We start from the raw sequence: 12,898 nt of genomic DNA, 5'->3' as shown, positions 1-12,898 counted from the left end.
CCGCCGCCGTGCTCCCCTACAGCGTCCGTACGCCCACCTGCTCCCAGGCCTTCAGCACCGCCGTCAGCTCGTCGCCCTGGCCGTAGCGGTCCTTCGCGGCCTTGACGGTGAGCGTGGCGAAGTCGACGAACAGGGCCTGCTTGTCCAGTTGGCCGCCGGTGAGGACGTCGTACCAGATCTGTCCGGCCCGCTCCCAGGCGTGGCCGCCGAGCGCGGTGGCCACGAGGTAGAACGCGTGGTTGGGGATACCGGAGTTGATGTGCACGCCGCCGTTGTCGCGGCCGGTGCGGACGAAGTCGTCCATGGTCGCCGGCTGCGGGTCCTTGCCGAGGACGTCGTCGTCGTACGCCGTGCCCGGGGCCTTCATCGAGCGGAGCGCGACGCCCGTGACGCGGGGCGCGAGCAGGCCGGCGCCGATCAGCCAGTCCGCCTCCGCGGCGGTCTGGCCGAGCGTGTACTGCTTGATGAGGGCGCCGAAGACGTCCGACATCGACTCGTTGAGCGCGCCCGGCTGGCCGAAGTACGTGAGGTTCGCCGTGTACTGGGTGACGCCGTGGCTGAGTTCGTGGCCGATGACGTCGATCGGGATGGTGAAGTCGAGGAAGATCTCGCCGTCCCCGTCGCCGAACACCATTTGTTCGCCGTTCCAGAAGGCGTTGTTGTAGTCGCGCTCGTAGTGCACGGTCGCGTTCAGCGGCAGGCCGTCGCCGTCGATGGAGTCGCGGGCGAAGGACTTCCAGAACAGTTCGTAGGTGGCGCCCAGGCCGGCGTACGCGCGGTTGACCGTGGCGTCCTTGCCGGGCGCGTCGCCCTCGCCGCGGACCTTCCTGCCGGGCAGGTCCGTGCCGTGGCGGGCGTCGTGGATCGTGCGGTGCGGTGTGCCTGCCTCGGCGCCGACGGGTCCGGTGATGCTCGGGGCGCCGAGGACCGTGGTCAGGCGGCGGTGGGTGCGTTCGAGGGCGTCGCGCTCCAGGGTTTTGCGCGCGGCGCCGGCGAGCACCGGGTCCTCGGCCTGGGAGAGCTTGTCGAGGACGTGGGGTGGGACGACTGTGCAGAAGACGGGCTCGTGGCCCCCGTTGGTGGTCATGTCCCGCACGATTGCACTCCGTTGGGGGACTGTCACTGGGGGCAACCATGATTGGTGAAATGTCGCCGTATGGGTTGCGATTCGTCATCGCCGTGTTACTGAGGGTTGAGTGCGGGGTGCGCGTGCGGTGGGGCTTCTCGCGCAGTTCCCCGCGCCCCTGGCGGGGCGCTGCCCGTACCCGGTGTGGTCTTGCGCACCTTTTGTCCAGATAGGTTCCCTGGTCCCGCATACTGATACGACCCCGCACGGCAGGAACGGCTCGGCTACGCTGCTGCGCATCATGCGTTTCGGGCTGCTTCTCCTTAGCTGCCGCGGCGAGGGCCTGTACTAGAGGCCGACCCCCTCCCCGCGGTGCTTTGGCGTTGTGTCGTCGGCCGTCCTTCCCGGCAGTGGCCGGACCATCGAGGAGCCCACGCATCATGGCGAACCGCCAGCAGCCCACGTCCATGCCGATCCACAAGTACGGGCAGTACGAGCAGGTCGACATCCCCGACCGCACGTGGCCGAACAACCGGATCACCGTCGCCCCCCGCTGGCTCTCCACCGACCTGCGCGACGGCAACCAGTCCCTGATCGACCCGATGTCGCCCGAGCGCAAGCGCCGGATGTTCGACCAGCTGGTCAAAATGGGCTACAAGGAGATCGAGGTCGGCTTCCCCGCGTCGGGACAGACGGACTTCGACTTCGTACGGTCGATCATCGAGGAGCCCGGTGTCATCCCGGACGACGTCACCATCTCCGTACTGACCCAGGCCCGTGAGGACCTGATCGAGCGGACCGTGGAGTCGCTGAAGGGCGCCAAGCGGGCGACCGTCCACCTGTACAACGCCACCGCCCCCGTCTTCCGCCGGGTCGTCTTCCGCGGCTCCAAGGACGACATCAAGCAGATCGCCGTGGACGGTACGCGGCTGGTGATGGAGTACGCGGAGAAGCTGCTGGGCCCCGAGACCGAGTTCGGCTACCAGTACAGCCCCGAGATCTTCACCGACACCGAGCTGGACTTCGCGCTGGAGGTCTGCGAGGCGGTCATGGACGTCTGGCAGCCCGGCCCGGGCCGCGAGATCATCCTCAACCTGCCCGCCACGGTGGAGCGTTCGACCCCGTCCACGCACGCGGACCGCTTCGAGTGGATGGGCCGCAACATCTCCCGCCGCGAGCACGTCTGCATCTCGGTCCACCCGCACAACGACCGCGGTACGGCCGTCGCCGCCGCCGAACTGGCCCTGATGGCCGGCGCCGACCGCGTCGAGGGCTGTCTGTTCGGGCAGGGCGAGCGCACCGGCAACGTCGACCTGGTCACCCTGGGCATGAACCTGTTCTCGCAGGGCGTCGACCCGCAGATCGACTTCTCCGACATCGACGAGATCCGTCGCACGTGGGAGTACTGCAACCAGATGGAGGTCCACCCGCGCCACCCGTACGTGGGCGACCTGGTCTACACGTCCTTCTCCGGCTCCCACCAGGACGCCATCAAGAAGGGCTTCGACGCCATGGAGGCGTCCGCGAAGGAGCAGGGCAAGACGGTCGACGACATCGAGTGGGCCGTCCCGTACCTGCCGATCGACCCCAAGGACGTCGGCCGGTCCTACGAGGCCGTCATCCGGGTCAACTCGCAGTCCGGCAAGGGCGGTATCGCCTACGTCCTGAAGAACGACCACAAGCTGGACCTGCCGCGCCGCATGCAGATCGAGTTCTCGAAGCTGATCCAGGCGAAGACGGACGCCGAGGGCGGCGAGGTCACCGGCTCCGACATCTGGGCGGTCTTCCAGGACGAGTACCTGCCGAACCCCGACAACCCGTGGGGCCGGGTCCAGGTCCGCGCCAACCAGTCGACCACCGACAAGGACGGCGTGGACACGCTGACCGTGGAGGCCGAGGTCGACGGCGTGGAGACCACCCTGGTCGGCACCGGCAACGGCCCGATCTCCGCGTTCTTCCACGCGCTGCAGGGCATCGGCATCGACGCCCGCCTGCTGGACTACCAGGAGCACACGATGAGCGAGGGCGCCTCCGCGCAGGCCGCCTCGTACATCGAGGTCGCCATCGAGGACAAGGTCCTGTGGGGCATCGGGATCGACGCGAACACGACGCGTGCGTCGCTGAAGGCGGTCGTCTCCGCCGTCAACCGCGCTACCCGCTGACCAGCCTGACCGGCGGTTTGAACGCCCCGTTCGCCGAATTCCGGCGGGCGGGGCCCGTCGTTTACCGGCCAAACCCTGTGCAGGTCGCGGGTAGGCCTCGTCCGGAGTACTGACTGCGCCTCACCGATGTGGCTAACATCACGCAAGCGCGGCGATGATGCCGAGGGGGCACTTCCCGCGCCCATGGGGCCGTGTGTGGGGGAGTTACGGAGGTGCGACGTGCTGCCAGGACGGGACCCGATCGGCCGTGCCGCCGCGCTCGCCCGGGACGGGCGGACCAGCCGTGCCACCGGCCTCTCGCGGGTGCTGGGCACCCGGATCGCGTGGACGGGTGTCGGTGACGGCGAGTTCTTCTGCCCCGGCTGCGGAGGCGACCGCAACTACCAGCGCCTCACCGGGCGCCGCCGCTTCACCCTCCTCGGCGTCCCCGTCCTGCCCCGCGGCGAGACCGGGCCCGTGGTCGAATGCGCGGCCTGCCGCCACCACTACGCCGTCGACGTCCTCGACCACCCCACCACCACCCGCTTCTCCGCGATGCTCCGCGACGCCGTCCACACGGTCGCCCTCGCCGTCCTCGCGGCCGGCGGCACCTGCTCCCGCCCCTCGCTGACCGTCGCCGCCTCCGCCGTCCGCGCCGCCGGGTTCGACGACTGCACGGAGGACCAGCTCGGCGCCCTGGTGGAAGCCCTGGCCGCCGACACGGGCCGCGTCCACGGCGCGCCCTGCGGCCCCGGGCTGGCCATAGAGCTCCACGAGGCCCTGGACCCGCTGGCACCGCACCTCGCCCCGACCGGCCGCGAGGCGATCCTGCTCCAGGGCGCGCGCATCGCCCTGGCCGACGGGCCGTACACCCCGGCGGAACGGGACGCGCTGGCCACGGTGGGCGCGGCCCTCACCATCTGCGCGGACGACGTCACCCGCCTCCTCGCCACGGCCCGGACCCCGTCGTAGCCAGGCCGTTCCCCGACGGCACCGCGAGGTCCTCGACCGCCGGACCGACCGCGCCCCCTGACCACGCGCCGGGCGTACTCCCCGGGGAGTAGTACGGCCGCCGGACCGCCCCCGGCAGTACCGCTCAACTCGCCCTCACGCGCGACGAATCGGCCCTCCCGCACCGGAAGTCTGGTGACGTCCGGCAAGGCCCGTAGAGGGAGGGGGGACCCCGCCATGGGGCCCGCAGAGACGAAGGTACGTACGCGGCGGCGAGCCGTGCCCTGGCTGGTGCTCGGGTTGTGGGTGGTGCTGCTCGCCGTGGTCGCGCCGTTCGCGGCGAAGCTGTCGGAGGTGCAGAACGACCGGGCCGTGGACTATCTGCCGGCGAGCGCGGATTCCACGCAGGTGGCGAAGATCGAGGACCGGCTGCCCGGCGGCGAGACCACCGAACTGGTGCTGGTGTACCACCGCGACGGAGGGCTGACGGCCGCCGACCGGGGCGCCGCCGAGCGGCAGGTCGCCGAGATCCGTGAGCGGGACCGGTTGGCCGCCGAACCGGAGGGCGTGCCGTCGGAGGACGGGACCACCCTCATGTACCCGGTCGCGAGCAACGGGCCGGGCCCCGACGAGAAGCTCCGGGACGCCTTCGTCGAGCGGGTACGCGCGGTCGCCCACAGCGAGGGAGGGATGACCGTCGAGGTGGGCGGGCCCGGGGCCCTCGCCACCGACGCGGGCAAGGTCTACGACGCGCTCGGCGGGCCGCTGCTCTACACCACCGTCGCCGTCGTCGCCGTCCTGCTGATCATCATCTACCGCAGCCCGGTGCTGTGGCTGGTGCCGCTGGTCGTCGCCGGTATCGCCGACTTCATGTCCATGGGCGTCGCCTACGGGCTCAACCAGGCCTTCGGGACGACCGTGTCCGGGCAGAGCTCGGGCGTGATGACGATCCTCGTCTTCGGCGCGGGCACCGACTACGCCCTCCTGCTCGTCTCCCGCTACCGCGAGGAACTCCGCCGTATCGAGCGGCCCTACGAGGCGATGCGGGTCGCCCTGCGCGGCTGCGGGCCCGCCGTGCTCGCCTCCTCCGGGACGGTCGCCGCCGGGCTGCTGTGCCTGCTGGCCGCCGACCTCAACAGCAGCCGGGGCATGGGCCCCCTCGGCACGGTGGGTGTCCTGTGCGCCCTCCTCGCCATGCTCACCCTGCTCCCGGCCCTCCTCGTCCTGCTGGGGCGGCGGGTGTTCTGGCCGCTCGTCCCGGCGTACGGCAGCGAGCCCAAGCAGCGCCGGAGCCTGTTCTCCGCGATGGGGTCCTCCGCCGGGCGGCGCCCGCTGACCGTGCTCGCGGGCGGTGCCGTCCTGCTGGGCGCGCTCGCGCTCGGCACGCTCAACCTGCCCGGATCCCTGAAGCAGGAGGACTCCTTCGTCGACAAGCCCGAGTCGGTCGCCGCCATGGAGACCCTGGGACGGGCCTTCCCCGGGCAGGGCACCCAGCCGATCTCCGTCATCACCCCGGACGCGCGGGCCGACGCCACGATCACCGCGATCGAGAAGCAGCGGGGGGTCGCGGCGGTCGAACGGGGCCGCACCGGCGGCGGCTGGACCGAGATCTCCGTCATCGCGCGGAGCGCGCCGCAGTCGGCCGCCGAGACCGCCACCATCAAGTCGCTGCGGGACGCACTGCCGGAGTCCTACGTCGGCGGGCCCAGCGCCGAAGAGCTCGACCTGAAGGACACCAACGCCCGGGACCGGCTGGTCGTCGTGCCGATCGTGCTCGTGTCCGTGCTGCTCATCCTCGTCGCCCTGCTGCGCAGCCTGGTCGCGCCGCTGCTGCTCGTCGTCGCCGTGGTCGCCGTGTGGGCCGCCTCGCTCGGCATCGGCGGACTGCTCTTCGGGCCGGTGTTCGGGTTCGAGGGGACCGACCCGGGGCTCGGACTGCTCTCCTTCGTCTTCCTCGTCGCCCTCGGTGTCGACTACGGCATCTTCCTCATGCACCGGATGCGCGAGGAGTCCCTGGCCGGCGCCGAACCGGCCGCCGCCGCGCTCACCGCGCTCCGCATCACCGGCGGGGTCATCGCCTCCGCCGGGCTGGTCCTGGCCGCGACCTTCGCCGTGCTGCTGAACATGGGCCTCGTCCAACTCGTCCAGCTGGGCTTCGTCATCGCCGTCGGCGTCCTCCTCGACACCTTCCTCGTCCGGACCTACCTCGTGACCAGCGCGAGCGTGGCGCTGCGACGAAAGGTCTGGTGGCCCGGACGGCTGTCCCGAGAGCCGGCGCGTGCCGTGCGGCCCCCGGGGGAGTCCCCGGACCGGGAGCGGGTGGCGGTCGGCTGACGGTCGACGGCCGGTATCGACGACCCGGGCGCCCCTCCCTCCCAGAGGGGCGCCCCTCTGACGGAGGATGAGCCCGTGACGGGGAGCACGAGCACGGACAGGGCGGGGGCCACCGGGGTGGGCGCGGTGTGGCCGGCGTTGGTGGAACGGCTGCGTACGGCCGGCGGGAGCACCGCCCTGCGGTACGACGCGTACCTCGCGGCCGCCCTGGCCGTCTTCGACTGTGTGACCGCCACGGCGGTCACCGGGGACGGGCGGGTGCCGGACCCGCCGGGCTTCGCCCTGCTCCTGGCGGTCCACGTGCCCCTGGTCTGGCGCCGACGCCGGCCCGTGCTCGCGCTCTGGGCGCTGGTGGCCGTCGTCGCCCCGTACCACGCGCTCGACTACAACCACCCGGCTGCCGTGGCCCCGGCCATGCTCGCGCTCTACACGGTCGCGGTGAGCGGCACGGCCCGCCGCACGCTGCTCAACGGCGCCGCCGTCGTGGCGCTCACCCTGGCCGTCAACGCGCTGTTCACCCCCCACCAGATCCCGGAGTTCCTGCGGATCTCCGGCTGGATCGTCTCCGTCCTCGTCTTCGGCGGGTACGTCCGGGTGCACCGCCAGTACGTCGACTCCGTCGTCGAACGCGCCGAGCGGGCCGAACGCACCCGGGAGGAGGAGGCGCGGCGCAGGGTCGCGGAGGAGCGGCTGCGCATCGCTCGCGACCTGCACGACCTGCTCGCCCACAGCATCACGCTCGTCGGTGTGCAGACCTCCGTCGCCGCGCACGTCCTGGCCGCCGACCCCGACCGCCTCGACCGCGCCGCCGTCGCCAAGGCCCTGGACGACATCGCCGAGACCTGCCGGACCGCCCGCGGTGAACTGCGCGGCACGCTGGAGGTGTTGCGCGAGTCCGAGTTCGCGCACACCGGTGTCGGGGTGCGTGGCCCCCTGCCGGGCCTCGACGGCCTCTCCGATCTCGTCGGCGCGGCCCGCTCGGCGGGTGCCCGCGTCGAGGTCACGGTCACGGCGGACGGGGTGCCGCCGGGGGTGGGGGCCGCCGCCTACCGGATCGTGCAGGAGGCCCTGACCAACGCCGTACGGCACGGGGGAGCGGACTTGACGATACGGGTGGAGCTGCGGGCCGGGGAGGGCGTGCTCCGGGTACGGGTGACGGACGACGGGGTGGGGGGAGGGGGAGCGGGGCGGACGCCTGATGCGGGGGTGGGACCCACCGGGCCCGGCTTCGGGATCCTCGGCATGCGTGAGCGGGCCCGCAGCGTCGGCGGCACGGTGGAGGCCGGGCCGCGGGCGGACGGCGGCTTCGAGGTGGAGGCGGTGCTGCCGCTCGGCGGGGCGGGGGCACGGCACGCGGCCGCCGGTGGTCGCGGTGCTGGGGATGGTGGCGGTGGTGCCGGTGGCGCACTCGGACCCGGCGCACCCGGCGTTCCCGACGCCCGCAGCGTTCCCGGTGCCCCTGGCGTCCCCGGCGCCTCCGGCACCTCCCCCGAGCGAAAGGCGGCCCGATGAGCGACCGTACGATCCGCGTCCTCCTCGCCGACGACCAGACGCTCGTGCGTGCCGCCTTCGCCATGCTCGTGGATTCGGCGCGGGACATGCACGTGGTGGGGCAGGCGGGGACGGGTCGGGAGGCGGTGGAGCTGGCGCGCACCGCGCGGGCCGACCTGGTCGTCATGGACCTGCGCATGCCCGACCTCGACGGCATCGAGGCCACCCGGCTCATCGCGGCGGACGAGGACCTCGCGGGCGTACGCGTGCTGGTGCTCACCACCTACGACACGGACGAGGACGTCGTGGAGGCACTGCGGGCCGGTGCCTCCGGATTCCTCGTCAAGGACACGCGGCCGGCGGAACTCCTCGACGCCATCCGTACGGTGGCCGCCGGCGAGGCCCTCCTCTCCCCGGGCCCCACGGCCCGGGTGATCGCCCGGCTGCTGCGTGGGCCCACCACGCCGAGCGCCCTGCCCGACGGCGGCCCCGACTGTCTCTCCGACCGGGAGAAGGAGGTCCTCACGCTCGTGGCGCGCGGCCTCAACAACACCGAGATCGCCGACGCCCTGGGCCTCAGCCCGTTGACCGCCAAGACCCATGTCAGCCGCATCATGGGCAAGCTGGGCGCCCGGGACCGCGCCCAGCTGGTGATCGTGGCCTACGAGTCGGGGATGGTGACTCCGGGAGCGGTCTGATCCCCGGCGGGCCCGGGGAATTTCAGAGCAGGCCCACCGCTGCCAGGTACTTGCCGACCTGTTCGGTCTCCGCCTCCGACAGGGGGATCTGGGGGTGGGCCGTGGCCGGGCAGGCGATGACGCCGCGCAGGTGCAGGGCCGCCTTGAAGGCGCCGAGGGCGGAGGAGGAGCCGCCCATGCGTGCCGGGTCTCCGACGCCGACCATGGCGAAGAGGGCGCACAGGCGCTCCTGTTCGGCGCGGGCCCGCTCCAGGTCACCGGCGCGGAAGTGGCGGTGGAGGCGGACGTAGCCGGCGGGGTCGACGTTCGCCAAGCCCGGCACCGCGCCGTCGGCGCCCAGGGCGAGCGCGGCGTCGACGAGCAGTTCGGAGCCGGTGAGGGCGCTGAAGCCGGTGACGGCGGGGTCGGTGCGGACACCGGTGACGACCCCGCGGAACCCGGCCAGGTCGCCGCTGGAGTCCTTCAGGCCGGCGAGGACGCCGTCCGCCGCCAGCTCCAGGACCACGTCGGCGGGCAGCCCGGTGTGCACGGCGACCGGGATGTCGTAGGCGAAGACGGGGACGGGGGAGCCCGCGGCGAGCAGCCGGTAGTGGCGGGAGATCTCCGCCGGGTGGGTGCGCGTGTAGAACGGGGCGGTCGCCACGACGGCTTGCGCGCCGGCGGCGGTCACGGCACGGACGTGGTCCAGGACGCGCGGCGTGGTCATGTCGATGGCCCCGGCGAGGACGGGGAGCTGCCCGCCGACGTGACCGACCACCGTCTCCACGACGACGCGCCGCTGCGCGTCCGTCAGGAACGCCGCCTCCGACGACGAACCGAGCACGAACAGCGCGTCCACACCGCCCGCCACGAGATGGTCGACCAGCCGCACCAGCGACGGGACGTCGACCTCGCGGTCCGGTGTCAGGGGCGTGCAGACGGGCGGGATGACACCGGTCAGCGGGGCGGGGAAGGTCATGGCGGCTCCCTGGTGCTGGACATCGCTGGGTATCGCTAGGCATCGCGGACGGAGTCCGACGCGGACGCGGCCACCGCCTGGGTGACCAGGTCCCGCGTCGAGTCCGTCTCCTGCACAGGATGGTGGCAGCGGAAGCGGTGTCCGGGGGCCGACGCGGCCGCGAAGTCCGGCATGATCTCCGCGCAGACGTCGTCCGCCTTCCAGCAGCGGGTGCGGAACGGGCAGCCGCTCGGCGGCCGGGTCGCCGACGGGACGGGGCCCACCAGGGGGATCGGATCGATCGGGTCCAGCAGTCCGGGCGTGGCCGAGAACAGGGCCCGGGTGTACGGGTGCCGGGCGCGGCCGGTGACCAGGGCCGCCGGGGTCTCCTCCACGATCCGGCCCAGATACATGGTGATCACCCGGTCGCTCATCCGCCGTACCGTCTGGATGTCGTGCGAGACGAACACCAGCGCGAGGCCGAGGCGTTCCCTGAGGTCCAGCAGCAGGTTGAGGATCTGGGCCCGGACCGAGACGTCCAGCGCGCTCGTCGGCTCGTCCGCCACCACCAGCTCCGGGTCGAGCGCCAACGCCCGGGCGATCGCCACGCGTTGCCGCTGGCCGCCGGAGAGCTGTCCGGGCAGCGCGTCCGCGAGCGCCGGGGGCAGACCGACCAGGGCCATCAACTCCCTTACGCGGTCCTCCCGTTCGGCGGGGGTGCCGCGACGGTGCACATCCAGCGGGTCCCGGAGGATGCGGCGGACCGTCAGCCGGCGGTTCAGGGCCGTCGACGGGTCCTGGAAGATCATGCCGGTGCCGCTGCCGACGGTGGACCGGCGCTCGCCCGGCGGCATGGACCACAGGTCCCGCCCCCGGAACGCCACCGTCCCGGCCGTCGGGCGGTCCACGCCCACCAGCAGCTTCGCCAGCGTCGACTTGCCGCACCCCGACTCGCCCACCACCCCCACCGTCTCCCCGGGCGCGATCACCAGATCGGCGCCGGTCAGGGCGTACACCCGGTCCCGGGTGAACACCCCGCCGCTGCGCGCCCGGTGCACGACATGGGCGCCGGAGACCTCCACGAGCGCGTTCACCTCGTCACCTCCATGCCGTCCATGAGGTCCACCACCGGGTGGTGGCAGGCGGCCGTGTGCGTACGGGTGCCCAGCAGGGCGGGGGCCGTCGTACGGCAGACCCCGCTCGCCCGGGGGCAGCGGTCGGCGAAGCGGCAGCCCGCCGGGAAGTCGGCGGGGGAGGGGACGACACCCCTGATCTGGGTCATCCGCTCGGCCGCCGACTCCAGGGACAGGACGCTGCCCAGCAGCCCGCGTGTGTAGGGGTGGGCGGGCCGCTCCACCAGGTCCGCCGTCACGCCCGTCTCGACGATCTGCCCGCCGTACATCACCACCACCCGGTCGGTCACGTCCGCGACCAGGGCCAGGTCGTGCGAGACGAGGATCAGCGCGAAGCCGAGTTCCGCGCGCAGCCGCAGCAGCAGTTCGATGATCTGCGCCTGGACGGTCACGTCGAGCGCGGTGGTGGGCTCGTCGGCCACGATCAGCCGGGGGTCGCGGGACAGGGCCATCGCGATGAGGACGCGCTGGCGCTGGCCGCCGGAGAGTTCGTGCGGATAGCTGCGCAGGGTGCGGTCGGGGTCCAGGCCGACCAGGCGCAGCAGTTCGGGCGCGGAGCGCCGGCCGCCCCGGCGCACCACCTGCTTCAGCTGGGCGCGGATCGTCATCGCCGGGTTCAGGGAGGACAGGGCGTCCTGGTAGACCATCGCCATCTCGTGGCCGAGCAGCCGGCGCCGTGCCCGCATCGACTCGCCCACCAACTGCCGCTCACCGAACAGCACCTGGCCGCGCACCCGGGCGCCCTTCGGCTGCAGGCCCATCACCGTCAACGCGGTCAGCGACTTGCCGCAGCCCGACTCGCCGACCAGGCCCAGGACCTCACCGGGGCGGACCTCGAAGCTGATGCCGTCGACGATGTCCACGCCCCGGTGGCGTGCGTCGAAGCCGATCGCCAGGTTCCGCACGGACAGCACCGGCGGACCCTCGGGGAGGGGGCGGGCCCGCGAGCGCAGCCGTACGGCCGCCTCGGCGAGGCCGGGCAGTTCCGAGATCTCCCCCGCGCCCCCCTCCTCGCCGCGCCACCCCTCGCCGCCGCCGCGGGCCTCCTCGCCGCCGATCCCGGGGGCCACCAGCCGGTCGGCTCGCTCCCGTGGGTTAGATCGGTCTGCTCGCTCCCGTGGGTCCGATCGGTCGGCTCGCTCTCCTCGCTCCGGCAGGTCCGTCGGCTCCCGAGGGTCCTCCCCCGCCGGTCCCGTCTCCCGTGCGGCCGGTGCGGCCCACGCGTCGGAGACGCCCTCGGAGAGGATGTTCAGGCAGAGCACCGTGACCAGCATCAGCAGGCCGGGGAAGACGGTCGCCCACCAGCCCCCCGTCAGCACCATGTTCTTGCCGTCCGCGATGACACTGCCCCAGGACGGGTCCGGCGGCCGTACGCCCGCGCCGATGAAGGAGAGCGACGCCTCGAAGACGATGGCCTCGGCGACCTGCACGGTGCAGAACACCAGCACCGGGGCGGCGCAGTTGATCGCCACGTGCCGGATCACGATGTGCGGGGTGCGCGCCCCCAGCACGCGCTCGGCGGTCACATAGTCCTCGCCGTACTGGTCGAGGACGTTGGCCCGGACGACCCGGGCGACCGGTGGGGTGAACAGGAACGCGATCGCGCAGATCAGCACGGTGATCCCGCCGCCGAAGACGGCCACCAGGACGGCGGCCAGCGCGATGCCGGGGAACGCCATGACCACGTCCAGGCAGCGCATCAGGGTCTCGTCGACCGCCTTGCGCGAGGTCGCCGCGACGGCCCCGATCAGGGCCCCCACGAGCAGGGCCAGCCCGGTCGCGCCGAGCCCGATCGCCAGCGACCAGCGGGCCCCGTACATCAGCCGGCTCAGGATGTCCCGGCCGAGGCTGTCCTGACCCATCCAGTGGTCGGCGGAGGGCGCGCCGGTGCCGCCCACCAGGGCCTGCTGGTCGAGCGGGTCGTGCGGGGCGAGCCACGGGGCGAGGAGCGCGGTGAGCACCACGACCGCCAGGAAGCAGACCGCGATCCGGGAGAGCGGCGGCAGCCTGCGCCAGGAGCGCGGCCGGACACCGGGCCGGGAGAGGACCTCGGTCAGGCGCCTGCGCGTGGTCACGATCAGACCGAACATCAGGGCATCAGCTCCCGTCCGGGCGTCGGGACATCGGCCCGCATCCCTCGATGGGCG

General features: G+C 72.8%; 9 protein-coding genes. 5 read left to right on the top strand and 4 right to left on the bottom strand.

What is annotated here, in order from left to right:
- Positions 1-16: 16 nt before the first annotated feature.
- Positions 17-1,087 carry a M4 family metallopeptidase gene (locus L3078_RS15195; RefSeq protein ID WP_239754163.1) on the bottom strand — a complete coding sequence of 357 codons (1,071 nt, stop codon included), beginning with the start codon at positions 1,085-1,087 and terminating at the stop codon, positions 17-19.
- Positions 1,088-1,506: 419 nt separating this feature from the next.
- On the opposite strand from L3078_RS15195, the gene leuA reads away from it, so the two are divergent.
- The 5 genes from leuA to L3078_RS15170 all read left to right on the top strand — a co-directional run bounded on the left by leuA (position 1,507) and on the right by L3078_RS15170 (position 8,681).
- Entirely contained in the window at positions 1,507-3,228 is a 1,722-nt protein-coding gene (gene leuA, locus L3078_RS15190) for a 2-isopropylmalate synthase (protein WP_239754162.1), read from the top strand.
- 219 nt (positions 3,229-3,447) lie between these two features.
- Entirely contained in the window at positions 3,448-4,179 is a 732-nt protein-coding gene (locus tag L3078_RS15185) for a tellurite resistance TerB family protein (RefSeq protein WP_392314745.1), read from the top strand.
- Between the two features lie 216 nt (positions 4,180-4,395).
- On the top strand, positions 4,396-6,492 hold the full coding sequence (locus tag L3078_RS15180; RefSeq protein ID WP_239754161.1) for an MMPL family transporter: 2,097 nt from the start codon (positions 4,396-4,398) through the stop codon (positions 6,490-6,492).
- A 75-nt stretch (positions 6,493-6,567) separates the two neighbouring features.
- Positions 6,568-8,004 carry a sensor histidine kinase gene (locus L3078_RS15175; protein WP_239754160.1) on the top strand — a complete coding sequence of 479 codons (1,437 nt, stop codon included), beginning with the start codon at positions 6,568-6,570 and terminating at the stop codon, positions 8,002-8,004.
- Positions 8,001-8,681, top strand: a complete 681-nt coding sequence (locus tag L3078_RS15170) for a response regulator (RefSeq protein ID WP_239754159.1) — start codon at positions 8,001-8,003, stop codon at positions 8,679-8,681. Before L3078_RS15175 ends, L3078_RS15170 begins: the two co-directional genes overlap by 4 nt.
- 22 nt (positions 8,682-8,703) lie before the next feature.
- On the opposite strand, the gene L3078_RS15165 is transcribed toward L3078_RS15170, so the two are convergent.
- Genes L3078_RS15165 through L3078_RS15155 form a run of 3 tightly spaced genes read right to left on the bottom strand, consistent with a single transcriptional unit; the run spans position 8,704 to position 12,841 of the window.
- Entirely contained in the window at positions 8,704-9,639 is a 936-nt protein-coding gene (locus tag L3078_RS15165) for a dihydrodipicolinate synthase family protein (protein WP_239754157.1), read from the bottom strand.
- A gap of 35 nt (positions 9,640-9,674) precedes the next feature.
- The gene (locus L3078_RS15160; protein WP_239754156.1) at positions 9,675-10,712 is read right to left on the bottom strand and encodes an oligopeptide/dipeptide ABC transporter ATP-binding protein; all 1,038 of its coding nucleotides are present in this window, start codon (positions 10,710-10,712) and stop codon (positions 9,675-9,677) included.
- Positions 10,709-12,841, bottom strand: coding sequence for a dipeptide/oligopeptide/nickel ABC transporter permease/ATP-binding protein (locus L3078_RS15155; protein ID WP_239754155.1), 2,133 nt, complete (start codon positions 12,839-12,841; stop codon positions 10,709-10,711). Before L3078_RS15155 ends, L3078_RS15160 begins: the two co-directional genes overlap by 4 nt.
- Positions 12,842-12,898 lie beyond the last annotated feature (57 nt).

The organism is Streptomyces deccanensis (genome assembly GCF_022385335.1).
In the GTDB taxonomy this organism is placed as follows: domain Bacteria; phylum Actinomycetota; class Actinomycetes; order Streptomycetales; family Streptomycetaceae; genus Streptomyces; species Streptomyces deccanensis.
Note: the sequence above shows the minus strand (reverse complement) of the source record. Positions and strands in the feature narration are given on the sequence as shown.